The organism is Saprospira sp. CCB-QB6, from assembly GCF_028464065.1.
Lineage (GTDB): Bacteria > Bacteroidota > Bacteroidia > Chitinophagales > Saprospiraceae > Saprospira.
The window spans coordinates 129,513-148,395 of sequence record NZ_CP116808.1 but is presented as its reverse complement, the minus strand read 5'-3'; the positions used below and the strand labels follow the sequence as shown (position 1 = coordinate 148,395).

General features: G+C 42.0%; 15 protein-coding genes. 12 read left to right on the top strand and 3 right to left on the bottom strand.

Features of this window, described 5'->3' with window-relative positions; all coding sequences use genetic code 11:
* The first annotated feature begins 557 nt into the window (after positions 1-557).
* The 8 genes from PPO43_RS00615 (at position 558) to PPO43_RS00580 (ending at position 9,373) form a co-directional block, all read left to right on the top strand.
* Positions 558-917: a hypothetical protein gene (locus PPO43_RS00615; protein ID WP_272619850.1), complete on the top strand. Its 360-nt coding sequence runs from the start codon at positions 558-560 to the stop codon at positions 915-917.
* A 101-nt stretch (positions 918-1,018) separates the two neighbouring features.
* Positions 1,019-1,552 (top strand): hypothetical protein, encoded by a 534-nt coding sequence (locus tag PPO43_RS00610; protein ID WP_272619849.1) that lies wholly within the window; start codon positions 1,019-1,021, stop codon positions 1,550-1,552.
* A gap of 684 nt (positions 1,553-2,236) precedes the next feature.
* A complete protein-coding gene (locus PPO43_RS00605) occupies positions 2,237-4,537 on the top strand; it encodes a DUF5682 family protein (protein WP_272619848.1) in 2,301 nt (766 codons plus the stop codon).
* Between the two features lie 232 nt (positions 4,538-4,769).
* The gene (locus PPO43_RS00600; protein WP_272619847.1) at positions 4,770-6,098 is read left to right on the top strand and encodes a tetratricopeptide repeat protein; all 1,329 of its coding nucleotides are present in this window, start codon (positions 4,770-4,772) and stop codon (positions 6,096-6,098) included.
* 94 nt (positions 6,099-6,192) lie between these two features.
* Positions 6,193-7,056 carry a hypothetical protein gene (locus PPO43_RS00595; RefSeq protein WP_272619846.1) on the top strand — a complete coding sequence of 288 codons (864 nt, stop codon included), beginning with the start codon at positions 6,193-6,195 and terminating at the stop codon, positions 7,054-7,056.
* Between the two features lie 42 nt (positions 7,057-7,098).
* Complete coding sequence (locus PPO43_RS00590; protein WP_272619845.1) at positions 7,099-7,965, top strand: hypothetical protein; 867 nt, start codon at positions 7,099-7,101, stop codon at positions 7,963-7,965.
* A gap of 8 nt (positions 7,966-7,973) precedes the next feature.
* A complete protein-coding gene (kdsB, locus tag PPO43_RS00585; protein ID WP_272619844.1) occupies positions 7,974-8,690 on the top strand; it encodes a 3-deoxy-manno-octulosonate cytidylyltransferase in 717 nt (238 codons plus the stop codon).
* Positions 8,687-9,373: a lysoplasmalogenase gene (locus PPO43_RS00580; protein ID WP_272619843.1), complete on the top strand. Its 687-nt coding sequence runs from the start codon at positions 8,687-8,689 to the stop codon at positions 9,371-9,373. Before kdsB ends, PPO43_RS00580 begins: the two co-directional genes overlap by 4 nt.
* Before the next feature lie 207 nt (positions 9,374-9,580).
* On the opposite strand, the gene PPO43_RS00575 is transcribed toward PPO43_RS00580, so the two are convergent.
* Together PPO43_RS00575 and PPO43_RS00570 are read right to left on the bottom strand one after the other, a co-directional pair.
* Positions 9,581-10,036 (bottom strand): hypothetical protein, encoded by a 456-nt coding sequence (locus tag PPO43_RS00575; protein WP_272619842.1) that lies wholly within the window; start codon positions 10,034-10,036, stop codon positions 9,581-9,583.
* A gap of 625 nt (positions 10,037-10,661) precedes the next feature.
* Positions 10,662-12,380 carry an NlpC/P60 family protein gene (locus tag PPO43_RS00570; protein ID WP_272619841.1) on the bottom strand — a complete coding sequence of 573 codons (1,719 nt, stop codon included), beginning with the start codon at positions 12,378-12,380 and terminating at the stop codon, positions 10,662-10,664.
* A gap of 236 nt (positions 12,381-12,616) precedes the next feature.
* Here PPO43_RS00570 and PPO43_RS00565 point away from each other — a divergent pair, with 236 nt between their 5' ends.
* The 4 genes from PPO43_RS00565 (at position 12,617) to PPO43_RS00550 (ending at position 17,618) form a co-directional block, all read left to right on the top strand.
* Positions 12,617-13,141 carry a hypothetical protein gene (locus PPO43_RS00565; protein ID WP_272619840.1) on the top strand — a complete coding sequence of 175 codons (525 nt, stop codon included), beginning with the start codon at positions 12,617-12,619 and terminating at the stop codon, positions 13,139-13,141.
* Positions 13,142-14,429: 1,288 nt separating this feature from the next.
* Positions 14,430-15,548 (top strand): RHS repeat domain-containing protein, encoded by a 1,119-nt coding sequence (locus tag PPO43_RS00560; RefSeq protein ID WP_272619839.1) that lies wholly within the window; start codon positions 14,430-14,432, stop codon positions 15,546-15,548.
* Between the two features lie 7 nt (positions 15,549-15,555).
* Positions 15,556-15,963, top strand: coding sequence for a hypothetical protein (locus tag PPO43_RS00555; protein ID WP_272619838.1), 408 nt, complete (start codon positions 15,556-15,558; stop codon positions 15,961-15,963).
* A gap of 620 nt (positions 15,964-16,583) precedes the next feature.
* Positions 16,584-17,618 (top strand): RHS repeat domain-containing protein, encoded by a 1,035-nt coding sequence (locus tag PPO43_RS00550; RefSeq protein ID WP_272619837.1) that lies wholly within the window; start codon positions 16,584-16,586, stop codon positions 17,616-17,618.
* A gap of 8 nt (positions 17,619-17,626) precedes the next feature.
* Here PPO43_RS00550 and PPO43_RS00545 read toward each other — a convergent pair whose 3' ends face one another.
* Positions 17,627-18,541 carry an IS5 family transposase gene (locus PPO43_RS00545; protein ID WP_272621337.1) on the bottom strand — a complete coding sequence of 305 codons (915 nt, stop codon included), beginning with the start codon at positions 18,539-18,541 and terminating at the stop codon, positions 17,627-17,629.
* Positions 18,542-18,883: the final 342 nt, after the last annotated feature.

Below are 18,883 nucleotides of genomic sequence, written 5' to 3'. Positions count from 1 at the left end.
TGGCCTGTTTCGGCCTGCACGGGTATCTATAAGTAGGTTAAATGTTGGCAGCATTAAGTTACAAAAAAAGCGATTGATATTGCTTATTTACCTAAATAAGTTCCACTTTCCCCAATTTTTTATTGAGGAGGATTATTTTTTGGGGCCTCCGCTGCGGCTTCGCCTTGCGGCGCTACGCTTCAGGGCTCGCAGGTCTGCTCGGCCCTGCGTCGCTTCGCTCCTTGGTCTGCGGCTTCGCCGCCCCCTTTCGCATCGCTAGGCCGTTTGGCCTTCGGCCATGTTCCTATGAAATTTATGGGGGAGAAAAAACAAACTACCGAAGAAAAAATAACCCTTGTTCAAAGCGGTAGAGGATTTTAATCCTCTCCGCACTATAGATGTAGAATGGGGTTGTTGTATGGCTGCTGGTTTCAACCTGCAGCCACAGCTAGCAGGCAGGTAAGCCCAAAAAATAACTAGCCTTAAGGAATTTAAATCTAGCAAAAAGGCTTAGGCAGGGGATCATAAACCTTAAAAAAATAACTATGGTAAATATTACTGTTGAAGATTTAAAAGAAGTGGAATTTCACGACTCTACTTTACTGAGCTTAAAGATTGATTTTGATAATAAATGGATCGAGGCAGAGGTAGAGCTCATCTATGATGAACCCAAATTAACCATTCAGTTTTCTGATTTTAAAAATATTAGTTTAGGTGAAATTGAGGAATGGGATGACTGTGAAATTAACGGTGTTGATTTTAAGCCTGTTATTTCTACTAAAAGGACAGAGGTTACCTTCGTTCTCTTGTTGGGGTTTAGTCATCGTTGTTCTGTGTTAAAGTTTACTTTTTCGGATTTAAAAGCGCGATTTTCTGATGGGGTAGAAACTTTTGATGAGCTGCAAGAAATCTGGAGTAAGCATTACTACAAGGAATAGCCTGGAAGCAGGCTCCGCTTACTAAAAGTGAGCATGAAATGGAGTATGGATAACAGTCCATCTCATCAATCAGAGTTAGAATTTAGGTTAAATTACTTAGGATGGCATTAATAATAAGCGGCAAAACGACTTGTAAAATATGTAATAAAAGGCTTTGTGAGCAAGAAAGTATAATTGCGTATCCTGATGTGTGTTATAATGAAAATGATCCTATTTATTTTTTTTCAGGAGGGATCTTTCATGAAAGTTGCTTCATGAAAGCGGATCATAGTCCTATTGCAATGAATATACTTCGCATGGTAGATCGGGAAGCTGAAAAGAAAATCTGTTACATCAGCAAGACTCCAATTACCATTGAAAATGTTAAACATCCTGATAATCATATTTATATTGGATATTTGATATCTGATAGGGATGCCCCTTTGTATAAATATAATTACATTCATGTAAATAAAAGGTATTTAGATTCTTGGAAAGGAAAAAATGATTTTCTTCATCTATTAAAGGCTCAAAGTAATCTGGAGGGATGGTCTCCATTAAAATTATTGATTAAGAGGCTAGAGTCTCCATTGGCTCCTCCCTTAGATCCAAAGATTATAGAACGAGTTAACCAATATTTGGAAAGGAAAAAATGATTTTCTTCATCTACTAAAGACTTAAAGTAATCTTGATTTATAGCAGGGGCCTCCTGCCTGCGGCAGGCGCTACGTTCGGCAGCTCGCTGCTCGCTCGGCCCTGCGCAAAAAACAAGTTTTTGCTTGGTCTGCGGCTTTGCCGCACTGCCTACCATCGCTAGGCCGTTTGGCCTTCGGCCATGGCGGCTTTGCCGCTATCTGCAGCCTAAAGGCCGCAGCCATTTTTGTTGGGCCTTGGCCTTTCTTGCCGCAGCGGCTTTAAAGCCCCTGCTTTGTTTGTGGGAAGGATATATTTGGTTTTCAGGTCCTGTGGCTTTTAAGCTGCAGGCCAATTGTTGGTCCGGAGTGGGCTGTGCTGTACCTAAATTGGCTGCTGGTTTCAACCTGCAGCCACAGCTAGCAGGCGGCGAAGCCGCCGCAAAGGAGCGAAGCGACTTGGCCTAGGGGCCTGCAAGGGTGCCGCGCAGCGGCAGACCCAGCCAGCTTGCTGGCGCAGGGCCGAGCAGACCTGCGAGCCCTGAAAGGGCCCGGCCGCCGCAGGCGGCAGGCCCCAAAAAAGAAAAATAAATCTTGGCCAGCCTTTAAAATTAGGGCTCAAAAACGACAAGAAAGTCATTTTGAAATGAGTTCTATCCAAAGTTCCTTATCTTTCAGCGGCTCAATATCTGCTCAAAAAAAGAATTTATGGATTTACAATTGCTAGGCATTCGACATCATGGACCAGGTTCGGCTAGGGCCTTAGCCGCCTTTTTAGAAAGCTATCAGCCAGAGCTTATTTTGCTGGAGGGGGTAGAAGATGCTGATGCTTTGTTGCCTTATTTGGACCGAGAGGATATGCAACCTCCATTGGCCCAACTCATTTATAATCCAAAGAATTTACAACAAGCTGTTTATTATCCCTTTGCGGCTTTTTCTCCAGAATGGCAGGCTATGCGTTATGCCCAAGCGCAAAATATTCCGCTTTGGCATTTTGATTTGCCGCAATCTATTCGCTTTGGTCTACAGACAACAGATGCTTCGGCTTTGGAGCAGGCGGCGGAGCAGTTGGAAGCGCCAGCCCTAGAAAATCAGTCCATCGATCAGGATGAAATCAGAAAAGATCCTTTGGGCTATATGGCCAAATTGGCGGGTTATGAAGATAGTGAGCGCTGGTGGGAGGTTCATTTTGAACAATATGATGGGGAACCAGCGGCTCTTTTTGCCCAAATTTTGAGTTTGATGCAGGAATTGCGTAAGGATATGCCGCATCAACCCACGGCAAACGGAATCATAGAAGCTTTGCGGGAGGCTTATATGCGCAAAACTTTGCGTCAGGCTAAGCGCCGACAGTTTAAAAAGGTGGTTGTGGTTTGTGGGGCTTGGCATACGCCGGCACTTGATTTATCAGCTTTTTCAGAAAAGGCAGATAATGCTTTGCTTCGGGGCTTGCCCAAGGTAAAAACGGCTGCAAGTTGGATACCTTGGTCCTATGAGCGCTTGTCTAGAGAGGCGGGTTATGGGGCCGGTATTGTTTCGCCAGCTTGGTATAGTCTATTATTTGAGAATAGAGAAGAAGCTGTATTGCGTTGGATGAGTCGAGCGGCGCAATTATTTAGAGCGGAGGGCTTGTCGGCTAGTCCGGCCCAGGTCATTGATGCGATTCGTTTGGCCCAAACCACGGCCCATTTGCGCGGGCAAATGTTGCCGGGCATTCAAGAATTATTTGAGGCGGCCCAAACCTTATTTACGCAAGGAGAAGCTGAAGCTTTGGCCCTTTTGCGCAAGCGATTGATTGTGGGGGAAGCCTTTGGGGAAGTCTCTGCGGATATTCCGAGTTTGCCATTGCAGGAAGATATAGAGGGGCAAATTAAAAGTTTGAAGCTTAAAAAATACCGTCAATCATCGGAGGCGCTTTGGTTAAAAGCGACAAAATCTAGGCCCAGAGGGGGCTTAGACTTGCGGAATGAATTTGATCGGGAGCAGAGTCGTTTTTTGCATCGACTTTGTCTAATTGGTATTCCTTGGGGGCAAGAAGAGGCCCAAACGGGACGTGAAAAGAGTAGCCGCAATGAATATTGGCAATTGAAATGGCAGGCAGATTTTGCCCTACATATTATAGAGGCCAACACCTACGGAAATACCTTGCTATTGGCTGCGGAGCAAATGAGTTTGGCTAAGGCTAAGGAAATGCAGCGCTTAGAGGATTTGAGTAGTTTGTTGGAATTGGTGCTTAAGGCGCATTTGCCTGAGTTGATGCAGCAACTTTTGGCTGAATTTCAGCATCGGGCGGCTTTGACCAAAGATGTATTGATGTTGATGGATGCTTTGCCGCCCTTAGTGCAGGTTTTGCGTTATGGAGATGTTCGTCAAACGGACCTTTCTACTTTGGGGCAATTGGTGGAGCAGTTATTGGCGAGGGTGGTGGTCGCTTTGCCTAGGGCGGCAGCGGCTTTAGATGAAGAAGCCTCGGCAGCCTTTTTTAAGGCAATCATTAAATTGCATCAGGCGGTGGTTTTGCTCAATGAGGAGGAGCAATTGGCCCTTTGGCAGTCTGCTTTATTGCAGTTGAGTGAGCAAAAAAGTTTGAGAGCGAATTTGCAGGGTTTGGCTTTGCGTTTACTTTTTGACCAAAAGGTTTTGCCTTTAGAGCAGGTGGCAGCCAAGATGAGTTTGGCCCTTTCTTTGGGTCAGGAGCGGGCGGCAGCGGCCGCTTGGGTAGAGGGTTTTTTGTATGGGAGTGGATTATTGTTGATTCACAATCAGTCGCTTTGGCAGATTTTGGATGAGTGGTTGGGTAGTTTGCCTGCGGCTCAGTTTCAGGAGTTATTGCCATTATTGCGGCGTAGTTTTAGTCAGTTTAGTCGCTCGGAGCGGCAAAAAATGTTGCAATTGGCCAAACATCCACCAAAAGTTGGGGCGCAAGCATCCAAAGAAAGTAGGTTAGAAGCATGGCCCGAAGAATTGGAAAAGGCGCTTTTACCTTTTTTACAAAATATTTTAGCGTAAATTTGCCCCGCCTCAGCAAAATTGGCAAGAGGGCCGAAGGCCCGACGGCCTAGCGATGGTAGGCAGTGCGGCGCAGCCGCAGACCGAGGCGCTGTAAGCGCCGAAGGGCCGAGCGAATAGCGAGCTGCCGGACGTAGCGCCGCAAGGCGCAGCCGCAGCGGAGGCCCCAAAAAAGGAGAAACTTAACCAACAACAGCACAGAAAATGTGCATCAAAACAATGAACTGTTATTATGAAAATGAAGCAATATTTGGCCGTAGCGGCTTTTGTGGGAATGGGAATGGCTGTACAGGCGCAAAATAACTTGCGAACTTCGGCCTTTATGGACCTTATGGAGTATAGCGGAACGCCAAACAAAAAAGGCCTTTTGGAACGGGCTAAGACGAATATTGATCAGGTTGTTTTGCATGAAAAAACAAAGGATGAGGTAAAAAGCTGGAAGTATAAGGGGCAGATTTACCATCGAATTGCGGCGGATGCAGAGTTGGCGCCAAAATATCCCAATGCGGCGATTGAATGTTATGATGCCTTTGCGAAAGCTTTGAGTATGGCCGAGGCCGAAGTAGAAGCTAAAGGCAAGCCTAAAAGTAAAATTAAGGGAAAAGGTGATTTTAAAACGGGCTTTAAAAATGCGGGTGTAGTCCTTTATAATACGGCTACGGCGGCATTTAATGGTCAGGATTGGACGGCTGCTTATGAGAATTTCCGTAGAGTGGCGGCTATTCCAGAAAGAACAGCGGCTTTTGATCCTAAAGGGAGCATCAAATTGACTTTTGAGGCAGCTGGAAGCACTGTTGATATGGTGAGCAATGCTCGTTTTTTGGGTGGATTGGCTGCAATCAATAATAAGAAAAGCAAAGATGCGGAAGCTTTACTTCTGCCTGCTTTAGAAAAAGGAAGCTTATCAGAAGCGAATGAGCAAGTGGCTTATTCTAAATTGGCTTTGGGTTATTTTGCTGAGGGCAATACTGCGGCGGCCAAAACCATTTTGAAAAAGGGCCGTGATAAATATGCGATGAACTTTGATTTATTGATTGCCGAGATCAATATTGCTTTGGCTGAAGGTCGTTTAGCGGAGTTGGAATCGGAGCTCAAGCAAGCGGTAGAAGCCGATAAAGAAAATGTAGAATTGCATTTTGTTTTGGGGAATATGTATGATGAGCTTTTCCGTAAAGCTTTAGAAAAGGCAGAAAAAGATGAAACGGCTTATGCGGAGGCAAAAACTTATTTTGAAAAGGCTGTAAATTGGTATGAAAAAACCAAAGCGCTTAAGTCAGATCATTTTAATTCTTTGTATAGTTTGGGCGCAATTTATGTCAACCACTCTAACTACTTTGTGCTTCAAATGCAGAGTTTGAGCCTTAAGGAAAAGGAAAAAGGCGAAGCTCTTCAGAAAGAGTACATGAGCTATTTGGATGAAGGTTTGGCTCGTTTGCTTGAAGCCGAAAAAGTAAATCCAGATGATTTGGGGCTTATCCGTGCACTTAAAGAAGTGTATACACGCAAAAATGATGATGCGAATTGGAAGAAATACAACGATAAAGAGAAATCATTGCGTTAATTGATTGCTCGTGTTGAATTGAAAAAAAACAGCTCTGTATAGAGCTGTTTTTTTTTGCGCAATTTTTGCGCTGGGCAGAATCAAAATAAAAAATATGAAAACAGGAATTAGTCTTTTTATTCTTCTCGCTTTGGTAAGCCAAACTTTGTGGGCGCAGGGAGAAAGTGCGTTGAAATATTTAGAAACCGAGTACATGGGTAAAGATAATTGGCGCTCTTGGTGGTTGCGCAATGAAGGCGATGAAAAAGTGAAAATTTACATGCCTTATTCAGGCAAAAATGCTTGGGAAGATTGGCGCATAGAGGGCGAATATGTAGATGCTCAGGCTAATCCAATCGGAATTGGCAGCAAAAAATGGCAAGAGTGGGAATGGCAGGGTGAAGAGCGAATTGTAATGCGCAGTTTATTTCAGCATGGAGATAAGGCTTGGCAAGAATGGGAAATTTATAGCGCAGCGGCTCCCGATGAAGTTTATTTGCTTCGGACCAAATACAGCAGCAGTGAAAAATCTTGGGAAGAATGGGAATTGATTCCAGATTTTGGAGAAAGTACGGGCCGAGTAGAATTTAAGACCCGATATATTGGTGGAGACAACAACTGGGATAGTTGGGATATTCAGGATGAATTGCCTGAAGCATCCAGAGAACTAAAAATGGCCAGTAGTTTTTTGATGTTGTTTTCGACGATTATGCCTTATTGCCACCCCAAGGCGCGTTGTGCTTTTAATGGACTCCCCTTAAAGGGCAAAGTGAAATTTGTAGAGCATGGCGAAGACCTTAAAATTAAGTATGTCGATTATGATGCAGATATTAAGGTCCAATTTGTAGAATGGGGGGCCGATGATTGTGGAAAATGGCAAAAGGTAGATTATGGCGAAGATTTTAAAGTTCGCATTGTAGATTGGAATGAAGACCTGAAGGTTGAAAAAGTAGATTATTCTCCAGGGATGCAAGATTAGGGGAATCGCAGAACTTTCTTATCTTTCCCCAAAGAAAAAAGCATGAAAAAACAACTACTTCTTTGGGGAAGTCTTCCCTTTTTTTTGCTGGCTTGCGAATCGGCTCCAAAAACGGAGACGCCAGTAAAAAAAGAAACTTTGCCCCAAGCCGAAATGCCTAAGGGACCAAGCCTTGGCCAACATTTGAGTGAACAGGCAGAACAATTGCCGCAAATGCATCGCACTAAAAAATTGGCCGATCCGCAGGGATTCAGTGATTTGGCCAGCCATCTTTTTAATACTTTGCCCAAAACTATATTTATGGGGCGGCCAAAAGAAGATGTAGATTATGGCATTAAAGGAGGTTATCGCACAGCAATTATTCATCTTAGCTCTTTGATTGGGCAAAATGATTGGCAAAAAATAAAACCCGCTAACTTTTTTGTGGGCGGCTGCCAAAGCGATGAACTAATCGACTTTGAAAATAAAACGAGCTTTGGCCATCATAATCCAGAATTACTTGAGCAATTGTATCAGGCACTAGATCAAAATCTAAAAACAGCAGATTGGGCCAAACATCCAAGCATGCCAGAACCTTATGACCGTTTGCTCTTGCAAACTTGGGCCTATGGACAACTATTGCCTTGGAAAAATGAGGCAGAAATGACTAGCCTCAAAAGCAACTATCAAGCGCTAATGCAAAAGGGAATTTCTTATGAGAAAATTACTTCCAGTAAAGCCTATGAGCATTTTGCAAAGCAGACCTTTGCGGAGCGCCAAAAAATTAGCAAGGAATATCCCCATGCTTTTGATTATCGACTCAATGATTATGAGGCCGAAATTTTGGCTTTTTGGTTGCGCCGAAGCATAGACGGTACAGCCCCCCAATGGCAAAAAATTATTAACCGTTTGCAAGAACATTTTAATTGATGCATCAGATGAAAATTTTAGCGGTAATTCCAGCGCGCTATGCCTCTTCTCGTTTTCCCGGAAAACCTTTGGCCGATATCAATGGCGAACCTATGGTTTGGCGGGTTTATCAGCAGGCCCAAAAAGTAAATTGGACAAAATTGGTAGTGGCTACAGATGATGAACGCATTTTGCAAGCTGTTGAAGCCCGAGGCGGTTTAGCCATGATGACGCGAGCGGATCATCCTTCGGGTAGCGATAGAGTAGGAGAGGTCTTGTCTAAATTGCAAGCTCAGGGAGAAGATTTTGATTTTGTGGTGAATATTCAGGGGGATGAACCATTTATTCAGCCCGAACAATTGGAAGAACTCAAAGGAGCCTTGCGCCCAGGCGGTATTAGTAGCTTGATGAAAAAAATTGAGCAAAAAACAATGCTCGAAGCTTCTCAAGTGGTAAAAGTAGTGGTGAATGCCAAACAGCAAGCACTTTATTTTAGTCGTTTTCCCATTCCTTTTTTTAGAGGAGAGGGAAATCCCTTGGCCGCACATACTTACTACAAACATATTGGTCTTTATGGTTATGATGCTCAATTATTGCCAAATTTATTGGCCTTAACGCCTTCTGCCTTAGAGCAGGCCGAGTCATTGGAACAATTGCGTTGGCTAGAAGCCGGTTATCCAATTTATATGGCCGAAACGCAATACGAAAGTCATGGCATTGATTATCCCGAAGACCTAAAACGATGAAAAAACCCATTTGGCTTTTAGATATTTTATATGTTTTGGCAAGCTTGGGCTGTTTGTTGGGCCGCTTGTCCGAAACACCTTTAGATCAGCAACTGGATTATAGTTGCAAGCCTTTGCTCATGCCCATTTTGGCCCTTCGCTTTTATTGGAGCTTGCCTCAACAGGCCCGCAAAAATGATCTTCTTTTTGTTCTGGCTTTATTTTTTGCTTGGGGCGGAGATGTAGCACTAATGTTGGGCGATGCTTATTTTATTTTGGGTTTGGGCAGTTTTTTATTGATGCAGTTGCTTTATAGCTACTTATTTTTTCAGCGGCGCTCTTGGTCCTCCTTTTTGGGCCGCCGCCCTATTTTTGCGCCCCTAATTTTGTCTTTGGCTTTTGGTTTTTACTTTTTAGCCTTACCCAAATTATTAGAAGATCCAATTTTGCCTTTTGCCGTAGCTCTTTATGCCTTAGCCCTAGGAAGTATGAGCATTTTGGCGCTAACAGTATATAAAAAACAGGCCGCAAAAATTTTAGGCGCTTTAGGCTTGGGAGCTTTCCTCTTCCTGATCTCCGATCTGATGATTGGCCTCAATGCTTTTGTTTATCCCGATTTTTTCTTGGCGGGTTTTGGCATCATGAGTACTTATACCCTCGGTCAATGGCTAATCGTTTGGGCCTATCCAAAATTAAATAGCTAGTTTTATTATTAGTTTTTTTTGGGGCTGCCCCTACGCTTCGCTTGGGTCGGGCTATATCGTGGCTCGCAGGTCTGCTCGGCCCTGCAGTTTTTTCGCTGCGCTCAAAAACTTGGGTCTGCGGCTGCGCCGCACCACTTTCTATCCCTCAGCTGCTCATCCATTTTTTTTCTTTGGGCTTTTTTCTTCGGCAGTTTTGCTGTTGTTTTACTAGGCTGCTTGTTTAGCCGCATATTTTTCTATTGGGCCATATAATAAGTCCAAGCCTTTCAGCAAAACTTGATAATAAAGAGCAATAAAGTGGTTGAGCAAAGTCAAAGGGGCTTGCAAAAGCCATAATTTTGGCGAAGAAGAAAGGAGGCCCTCCTTTTTTTGCCCTTTTTGCGGCAAATCTTTTTGCGATTGCCCCTGCAATAAGCCCAAGCTAAGGAGTTGCTCATAAATTTGCGCTAGTTCTTGCAACTCAGTAAAAATTTGTTCGGGTTGGCCCAATGCCCGAAAAATGAGGAGAAACTCCCCAAACAAAAATTTTCTGCGGCCAATAAATTCATCCAAACCCACATCTCTTAGGCGTTTGCGCAAGGTAGGATAAGAAATGCCATAAAAATCTTTGAGCATTTTTTTGCTCAGTTTATAATTCTGAAATTTTTGTTGGAGACTCATCATGGGGCTGTATTTTTTTGTTGTTTTTAAAGTTAAGTCTAATATTTTGTAAACGCAAGTTGTTGGGTTGTTTTTTGGACCAGTGGGTTAAAACCCACAGCAAAAAAGGAGGGCCATTCTACATCAAAAAAAATGAGCCGAAGGTTAAAACCATCGGCCCATAAAAATAGAATGGAAATTATTCATCACATTTAGGCCAGCTTTTTCCCAAAGAGAAATTTTTGTCCTTGTTTTTTTATGGAGGCTTTCAAGCCTCTATTTAAAATGCAATGCCTTTTTGTACTCTTGCTGTAGGTTTTAACCTACAGAACACTGCAGTTTTTTCTCAGCAGAAAAAATTTGTTGTTTTTTATCCCAATTGCTATTTGAAAGCTGCTAATTGAAAGGGGGATTTAAGGGCCGAAGCGAAAAGCCCAAAGCAACCACAAATGTTGTGCGGCCTAGCGATGTGCAGGGGTGGCCGAAGGCCAGACCCAGCGGGCGCAGCCCGCGCAGGGCCGAGCGAACAGCGAGCCCCGAAACGTAGCGCCGCAAGGCGAAGCCGCAGCGGAGGCCCCTAAAAAAGTCAAGAGAAAAAAAAAGGCAGAAAAATCAGGTTGATTTTTCCGCCTTTTGCTAAAAGAAAGGTTTAATCCAAATAGTTTTCTTCGGGAACGGTCCAGCTAGAAGGAACGACATAACCCTGTACTTTACTTTTGGAGTAAGCTTTTACACAAACTTTATTGCCTTGGTTTCCGCCCAGCGTTAAAATTGCGCTCTCGGTTTGGCCAACAACAAAACCGACATGTCCACCGCCAGAGCGGCTAAAAACAACGATGGCGCCATAGGCTGGCTTGTCAATTTTTGTCCCATATTTGAGGTAACTTTTTGCTCGGCCACCATCATAATAGGTCAAAGAAGCTTGTCCTGATTTTTTGAGGCAGTGAGAGACAAAGGCTGCGCACCAGTTGGCTGTTTTTACCGTTTGATTTTTTGCCCATTCGTTATAAGTGCCTAATTCTTCGAAAAGCATTTTGACAAAGGGGTCATCTTTAACCATTGTGGCTGTTTCTGCTTTTCCGGTATAGCCTTCTGCTTTGGCAATCCAACTAGGTTTTACATAATTTCCTTCTTTGCCAGAGGTTTGGCCATCATCAGTGGGTTGATCTTCTGTTGCATTATTATCGGCAGTATTGCTATTATTATCGTTTGCACTGCTTGTCCCGAAGAGTGCGCCGGCTGTTTTTCCACCTACTTCAATCAGGCCATCTTTCCAACCGAAAGTTTTTTGTTGGTAGTTTTCAATTGCTTTGATGGTTAGGGGGCCTACATCGCCATCAACGGCTAGGCCAGCATTATTTTTAGCATTTAGTGTTTTTTGCACTAAAACGGCATCTGCAGATTTATTTTTCCCGCCTTTACCGACCGAGGCAGAAATTGTGTTGTTGGCTGCGGGTGTTTCTTCATTTTCGCTGGGCGTCTGTGCATTATTTCCATCTTCCTCATCTAAGCCTTCTTCGTCAGGCATATCGAGTCCTTGTTTTTTGGCAAAGCTTTCAATATGATCTGATTGTTGTTGGACCTTTGTTTCATAGCTTTTATCAGAGGCATAGCGTTGGTCATTTTCGTTGGTGAAATTTTTCTCTAATTCGTCGGCATCTTTGGTAGATAGATAATCTTCGGCCATCAAATCAAAGTACATTTCGATACCAGCATTCATATCGGGTAATTGGTCCAAAAAGTTGGCATCTCCCGAATCGTAAACGCCCACATTGAAAGGCGATTTTTCGCTGCCTTCTCGGTTGCCGCGGCTTCCAAAAAAGGTTTCAAATTGCAATTGCGAGAGCATCATTTCTACGGGCACCACTTTTTTGATGTCGCCATATTTCAAGTAGGTTTTGAGGGCGGCATCGGCTAGGGCTTGTCCGCTAATTGGACTTTTTTGGCCCTTGCCATATTTGGCCATTTTTTCATCAATATATTTTTGGGCTAAGGCGGCATAATCTTCAAAATAATCTTTTTCGGCAGCCGTCAAGCTCGCTTTATCTACTACAACTTGCGAGCGTTCTTTCATAAAGTCATCAAAACTCCAACGTTTGTTGGGATCCACTTCAAATTGTGGTTCGCGGCCCAATTCTGTAGGGGGATCTGTTGGAGTGTTATCTTCTTCTGTTGTTGTTGCCGAAGAAGAAGCGGCAATAGCTTTATCCAAGCGTTGGTTAATGCGGCCCATTAAGGCTTCAATTTCCGAAATTACTTCTTGTTCTTGAGCATCAATTTTTCCATCGCTCATAAACAATGTTTGCAAGCTATTGAGCTTGCTTTCATAATCTTTTAATACAGCTTGTAGCTTTTCAATTTGGCTCATAAGGAGATTATATTTTGGCAAAAAAATATTGGGCTCAAAAAGTACACAAACTATAAAGCCAAGCCAAGCTAAGTGCTTCTTTTTTAGGATAAAGAAGTTTTCTATTGTTTTTTTTATCAAGTTCTTTTATTTTGATGAATTTTGAACTTTGAGTTGAGCAGGTGCTATTTGGGGGAAGGAAAAAAGCTTCAGGAAGGAAGTCTGTCTTTTCAAACAATTAATGATGGCTATAGGAAATGATAACTAAGGTTTACCCCATAAGCAGCTTACTTTTTTGTTTTATTTTTATGGGCTGTATTGGCCGTAATGCCTCGAAAACAACGGATTATTTGGAGGAAGATAAAAAACTAGATTCAATACAGCAGGCTATAAAAGTTGAAAAACTAAACCCTTTTATCAAAGACTTTAGATGGAATCCCAAGGATAATAAAGGAGTACAAATTTGGTTTAGGGAGGATAAATTATGTTATCTGCATTCGGTTCATTGCCTTTATACATTTCCAGTCAACTACTTTGGCGATGAAGTAATTATGTATTGGGACGCCAAAATGGATTGTCGATACGACGCAAAATTTAAAGATAGTTTTGGGGGGCTAACTGCCCCTGAAGTTGGAGATGCTTTTGCAAAATATACCCTAGTTAAGACTAATGTTATTAGTGTTGAATATTATTTTTCAGAATGGGTAAGCGCTTATATTGAGTCTGAAAGTAGTGAGGAGTATATCCATTTTCCAGATACTTTCTATTATCAAATGGATTAAAGGAAACTGCTGTTTCCAAAACTAATAAGAGGAAATAGAGATAATGAAATTTTGTATAGGATTGGGCCTTGTTGTATTGTTTTTTGCTTGTTCTTCCACTAAAGAACTGACTGTGGAGAATGAGGATAAATTAAGCAAAAACCTAGCTGATAGCTGTATCTTTAAAGTTGATTTTCAGGCTGGATTTCTTAATGAAAGGGTTGTGTTGAGCTTTTTGGATACCCTAGGCGAAAAAGTGAAAATCTTTGAACTAGATAGTGTCAAAACATGGAATAGCGACCTTACTTCTCTTCAGCTAAGTTGTTTTCCAAGGATGGAGAAAAATACTTTTATATTACAGGTAAGGAGTCGCCTACCATCATTTCTGCAGAAAAATTTAAGTGGAGCCAATTTTTTTTCCACATAAATGATAAGCCTTTCCGACTTTCAATCGAAGGGGAGAATAAATACTATGGCATAAATTACTACAAGGATAAGGAGTCTGTTTATGTGATATCTCATGATTCTCCATTTACCTATTGGTAAAGGTTTTAGCTCTATTCTGAAATAAAGAACTTTCTAAACAAAATATGCTCTATATGGATATCAACTATCAGCTACTCTCTAAAAATTTTTTTAGAATTTGAAAATGAAAGTGATGCTCATCTAGAATAAGCGAGCCAGCCCAAATGGCACCCATTGTTAGAAGTCCAGAATCTAAAGGTATTCTTCAAATAGCTCAATTTGGAAAAGACCCTTCTGGGGCAAAAATTAAAATATAGAATGCTAAGTTTTATAGGCCTCCCGCCTTCGGCGGGCGCTACGTTTCGGGGCTCGCTGCTCGCTCGGCCCTGCGCGGGCTGCGCCCGCTGGGTCTGGCCTTTGGCCACCCCTGCACATCGCTAGGCCAGTCGCTTCGCTCCTTCTAGACGCAGGAAATTAGCCTTTCTAGTTATGGGCCGATGGTTTTAACCTTCGGCTCATTTTATTGTGCTTAGTATGGCCGCTTTTGTTGCTGTGGGTTTCAACCCACTGGGATATACATCCATCCTACAGGCGGCGAAGCCGCCGCAGGCCTAGGGATGGACAGCAGTGGCCGTTAGGCCAGACCAAGGCGCTGAAAGCGCCGAAGGGCCGAGCGAACAGCGAGCTGCGAAACAGCCCGGCCGCCTTAGGCGGCAGGCCCCAAAAAAAGATAAAAAATACTACCTTTAGACCTCGTTCTTTGAAATAAAATGAGCTGGGCCGCCGCCGCTACGAGCTGTCCAACCAGCTCAGCAACGTCCTGGCTACGGTCAGCGATAAATCTTTGGGCCAAGACAGCAGTCAAACGGGACAGGCAGATTATTATCTGGCGCAGGTTTCTTCGGCTAGTCTATATTATCCTTTTGGTTGGGAAATGCCTGGGCGTAAGTTTGTGAGTGGGGAGGGGTATCGTTTTGGGTTTAATGGGCAAGAGGAGGATCCTGATATGGGAGTGGTGTTTAAGTATCGTATCCATAATGCGAGGGTTGGCCGCTTTTTGTCTGTGGACCCACTTGCGCCGGAGTATCCCTGGAATAGCTGCTATGCTTTTGCGGAGAATCGAGTGATTGAGGGGATTGATTTGGAGGGGCTAGAAAGTAGCCGAACTACAGATAAACAGTTTACAGCTCCTGCAGATCCTAAGTTAGGAGTTCCAGCTGTGGATGGAATTTCTTATAACGTACCTAACTTACAAGTTGACTTTGAACTAAAAGAGGCGCAGAGGGAGAGTGCGCAAAAAAGCTTATACAATTCTAATAAAGCGTATGTTGGGCCATTTACCGCTGAAATGAAGCGTAGAATGGCTCTTCAACGGGAGGCTAAACAACAGTTGGAGGCTAGCCAGAATCCTATTATTTTGTTGGGGCAATTTAGTGCCGATGGGTTTTGGACTGTTTATGATGCGGGAAGTGCTGGGTACCATTATTATGAAGGAAACTATAGCAAAGGAACAACACACTTATTAGGAGCGATTATTCCTTTTGTACCAGGGCGAGCACTTAATAGGCCAATTAACGTCTCTTTAGGAATCAGAGTAGAAGGTGATTTACGAGCTTTTTCTGAAATTGTTGATGCTCCTCATTGGGAACGTTGGAAACAAGGAACAGAATATTTTAGAACTTCAAACTCATATGAAAGTTTTGAAAATATGGTTACAGAAGTTATGAGTAATGTTGTAGCTACGAAAGGAACAATTAAATTTCAATTAGATGGCTTTGATTTCAGTAAATATTGGACAGATGGTGGTCATAAAACAGGAGTTTGGGATAATATGACAAACTTTGAATTAAGTACAATATTAAGTACTCCAGAATTTTTAAAGCATACCGAATTTTATAAAAATTTGGATGTCAAAAATACTTCCGATATTGTTCGAGAAATTAACAACGCAAAACCAAAATAAATTACATATGGAGTTTTTGAATGTGCAATATAAATCTCTAATTAGAGCGAATAATGGCCGTGCTCACCGAGCTGGTATTATTTTTTCATTTGGCGCAGACTATAATGTTACTAATATTGATAAAGAGGAAAATATAGTGTTTTTTGATTCTTCTATTGAGTTTAACTATGGAGGAAAATGGTCTGGGGCAATATCTTCAGGTGTAGAATATTTCTCAAAAAAATTTTTCTTGGAAAGAAATGAATATAATGAATTTTGGTTTGAAGTAGTTGATATTAGTTGGTATCAAATAGATACTAATTTTAATATTATGATGTATACTACGATAATGGCATTATGTAAAGAAACAGGTATTTTAATCTCTGATTTAGAATTTAATGAGGAGACAGGAACACTTATACTCCCTCATATCTAAGGCTATAAATAATGGGGGTTTTGCTTATAGAGATGGCCTTGTCGTATAAGTCATAGTTTGCTTACTAGTAGCAATTTATAACTTAATGGCATTGAACTCATTTAAAATTTGAATACGCATCAGCACTTCTTGCTTCTGCATTTTAAAGCTGAGAGAAGAGAGCCGTTCAGAGAAAAAGTGAGTGAGTCGCATCATTGTGATAACTATCCATCAACTTGCGATTTTTATGCTTTTTTAAGCGAGTATTTTTAGGTGGAAAATGGGGGGACCACTCTAGCCTTATAAATCGCTTCGCTCCTTCTAGACACAAGAAATTAGTCTTGCTAGTTATGGGCCGATGGTTTCAACCTACAGGTATACATCCATCCTACAGGCCCGAAGGGCCGCAGGCCTAGCGATGTGCAGGGGTGGCCGAAGGCCAGACCAAGCGGGCGCAGCCCGCGCAGGGCCGAGCGAACAGCGAGCCCCGAAACGTAGCGCCCGCCGAAGGCGGGAGGCCCCAAAAAGGATAAAAAAATAGTATCTTTAGACCTCGTTCTTTGAAATAAAATAAGCTGGGCCGCCGCTACGAGCTCTCCAACCACTTAGGCAACGTCCTGGCTACGGTCAGCGATAAATCTTTGGGCCAAGACAGCAGCCAAACGGGACAGGCAGATTATTATCTGGCGCAGGTATCTTCGGCAAGTTTGTATTATCCCTTTGGTTGGGAAATGCCTGGGCGTAAGTTTGTGAGTGGGGAGGAGTATCGTTTTGGGTTTAATGGGAAGGAAGATGACCGAGATTGGGGGACGCAAAACATACAGGATTATGGCTTTAGGTTGTATAATCCGAGTATAGGGAAGTTTTTGAGCGTGGATCCGTTGGCAAAGGATTATCCTGAGTTGACTTGTTATCAGTTTGCGTCTAATACGCCTTTATGGGCGATTGATTTGGATGGTTTGGAGGCGTATTTTGTTCATGGGACAAACTCAGGAAATAAAAGTGCTTGGATTAAGCCTTCAAAAGAACCAAATGGACATGGAATCAATGCAATGGGGCAGTTAATGAGATTGACAAACAATGAGACTGCCGATGTGGGGTTCTCTTGGACTGGATCCAATAACAGATTGTGGAATAATAAAAAAGATAGAGCTAAGGCAGCTGAACGCTTAGTAGATCATGTAATGGCTACAATGAATGGCAAAGAAGATATTACTTTGGTAGGACATAGTCATGGCGGGAATGTAGCATTACAAGCAGTACCTATATTACGAAAACGATTGGATGAAAATGGGTATGAAAATGAAATAAGTATACATTTAATTACTGTAGCAACCCCAGCAGATAATTCAGAGGGTAGTCCAGAGAACCCTAAAACAATACTCGATAATTGGGCTTTTAATGAGCGAGATGAAGGCTTGTCTACTCAATTACCATTTGAAAGTCATTCTCATTTGTACAATAACGAAGATGTTGTTCAAACAAAAGGTGCTTCAGCTATGGGTAAGCTTAGGTCTTTAGGTAAAGAGAAGTCTTTTGATAGACAATATACACTTTATCAAGGTCATAACGGAGGTGACTTTAGAAATTTTAGTATAGATACTAGATCTGTGACTCGGAGTGGAATAAAAGCACATTATATGCATAATATGGCTGAATTGGGCCTTGTTGTATAAATCGTAACTTACTGATTAGTAACAACTTCCAACTTGACAGCATTAAGCTCATTTAAAATTTGAATACGCATCAGGACTTCTTGCTTCTGCATTTTAAAGCTGAGCGAAGAGAGCCGTTCAGAGAAAAAGTGCTTGAGTCGCATCATTGCAGTTTCGCTTAAATTTCGACGATGATAGCCTAAATCTTGTTTCCAAGCAGTAGCTCCCAACTCCCAGATATATAAAATATCATCATTGCGATAACTGTCAACCAGCTCTCCATCTTTTCCTTTTTTTAGGCGAGCATTTTTACGTGGGGGAATAAACGGTACCGCTCCAGCCTTACAAATTGCTTCCCGACATTTTATTTGGTCATAGGCGCCATCTGCATAAACTTGGCGGATATTCAAGGATTTCATTTTTTTCATCATTTTGGGGAGTTGAGAAGCATCGGTTTTTCGCTCTGTGGTAATCTCTACAGATAATATTTCTCCTGTTTTATCATCCACTGCTAAATGTACTTTAATCCAGCTAGAGCGCTGCTTTTCCAAGTATTTTTTTCTTAACCATTCTCCCTGTCCTTTTGTTTTTAGTCCTGTACTATCTATTGCTACCGATCTTTCTTTAGTCCTCTTTTTAGACTTAATATTCAGTTTTAGTTTCTTGACTCTACGATATATTTGAGTAAAAGATATGGGCTTAGCATCCAAATTATATTTGGAAATAACGCATTTTAGAATACCTTCTAATTGTCGATATCCAAAAGAAAAAAGCACTTTTAAACGGAATAAATAGCGAATAAATTCATCAGAAATTGTTTTAGGTCTGCCGCGTTTTGAAGGCTTAGCTATGAGGTTTTTGCTTGCCAAAGGCGGGAACCAAACATTAAAAAGAAACTTACCTTGGGCCGTATAAAATCTGTTGGTTAGTGCGTAATTCTGTATGTTTTTTTTAGATTTGTCATGGGACAGCTCGAGGTTTTATTGTTCGTCGAAAAAACTTAAATCTACGGGGCTTGTCCCTTTTTTTATGCCTAATTCGCAAGGTTTTTTGTAATTAGCTGGTTTTTAATTTATTAGATTTATGCAACAAGGCCGCTGAATTGCTAAAAGAAAAAATAGATAAAGGTGACTTGCCAGATAATGGGGGAAGCACTGATTCATTTCCAACAAATACAAATAAATAGAGGTATGGTTTTATTGATAGTATATTTAGTGTATTGGGTTATATGCATGTTGTTTTACTATTGGGTGTATAATTTGCCTGAGGCAATGATTCAAACTTTT

Excerpts from the sequence above, each read along its gene's own strand:
- PPO43_RS00610 (WP_272619849.1), top strand. The coding sequence starts at position 1,019 with ATGGCATTAATAATAAGCGGCAAAACGACTTGTAAAATATGTAATAAA.
- PPO43_RS00580 (WP_272619843.1), top strand. The coding sequence starts at position 8,687 with ATGAAAAAACCCATTTGGCTTTTAGATATTTTATATGTTTTGGCAAGC.
- PPO43_RS00590 (WP_272619845.1), top strand. The coding sequence starts at position 7,099 with ATGAAAAAACAACTACTTCTTTGGGGAAGTCTTCCCTTTTTTTTGCTG.
- PPO43_RS00565 (WP_272619840.1), top strand. The coding sequence starts at position 12,617 with ATGATAACTAAGGTTTACCCCATAAGCAGCTTACTTTTTTGTTTTATT.
- PPO43_RS00570 (WP_272619841.1), bottom strand. The coding sequence starts at position 12,380 with ATGAGCCAAATTGAAAAGCTACAAGCTGTATTAAAAGATTATGAAAGC.
- kdsB (WP_272619844.1), top strand. The coding sequence starts at position 7,974 with ATGAAAATTTTAGCGGTAATTCCAGCGCGCTATGCCTCTTCTCGTTTT.
- PPO43_RS00600 (WP_272619847.1), top strand. The coding sequence starts at position 4,770 with ATGAAAATGAAGCAATATTTGGCCGTAGCGGCTTTTGTGGGAATGGGA.
- PPO43_RS00595 (WP_272619846.1), top strand. The coding sequence starts at position 6,193 with ATGAAAACAGGAATTAGTCTTTTTATTCTTCTCGCTTTGGTAAGCCAA.
- PPO43_RS00575 (WP_272619842.1), bottom strand. The coding sequence starts at position 10,036 with ATGATGAGTCTCCAACAAAAATTTCAGAATTATAAACTGAGCAAAAAA.
- PPO43_RS00555 (WP_272619838.1), top strand. The coding sequence starts at position 15,556 with ATGGAGTTTTTGAATGTGCAATATAAATCTCTAATTAGAGCGAATAAT.
- PPO43_RS00605 (WP_272619848.1), top strand. The coding sequence starts at position 2,237 with ATGGATTTACAATTGCTAGGCATTCGACATCATGGACCAGGTTCGGCT.